Below are 579 nucleotides of genomic sequence, written 5' to 3'. Positions count from 1 at the left end.
ATAACCATTAACCTTAAACCAATTTACCGAAGTGCCTTTGACATGGTTAAACCCGTGTAAATTTCCGGCAAGGTAGTCATCTTTGGGTTTTTTCTTGGGGAACAGCAGTGAGCTTACTGCGATAATGGCAAGAATAACGCCAGCAACAATCACTTTTTTACGAGTTATTTTTTCGAGCATACCGCAGGCTCTTCCATATCATCAGGTTCATTGACAGGGTAGTCAGGGTGTCCCCATGATTTACAAGACAGGGTAATTTTGACTTCTTGGCAGGGAAGAAAGTGCACTTTGACATCACAAGGGTCGTCATACTCAGGAATTTCTACCATTTTGCTATAGCGACGATAATTGGCTTCATGCTGTTTCATATATTGACGAAATTCATCAGTACCCAAAGGCGGTGCTTTACCTGAATAAGCATCAGGATCGACTTCCCATTCCACATTGACCCATTGATTGGGCGTCCATTTTGCCGGCACAACAATGCAACAGGTTCCGCCACCGCCTTTGCCATAATAACCATTAACCTTAAACCAATTTACCGAAGTGCCTTTGACATGGTTAAACCCGTGTAAATTT

At 42.7% G+C, this 579-nt stretch carries 1 protein-coding gene and 1 pseudogene; both read right to left on the bottom strand.

Annotated features, from left to right (window positions below; translation table 11 throughout):
• Window positions 1-180 (bottom strand): annotated as a pseudogene (locus BHE89_RS19580) (hypothetical protein); the annotation flags it as partial.
• The coding region (locus tag BHE89_RS19575) for a DUF3304 domain-containing protein (RefSeq protein ID WP_128860743.1) at window positions 165-579 on the bottom strand (415 nt) is incomplete at its 5' end. The pseudogene BHE89_RS19580 and the gene BHE89_RS19575, both read right to left, overlap by 16 nt.

Source organism: Shigella sp. FC1967 (assembly GCF_001743005.1).
Lineage (GTDB): Bacteria > Pseudomonadota > Gammaproteobacteria > Enterobacterales > Enterobacteriaceae > Proteus.
This window is presented reverse-complemented; position numbering and strand designations above follow the sequence as displayed.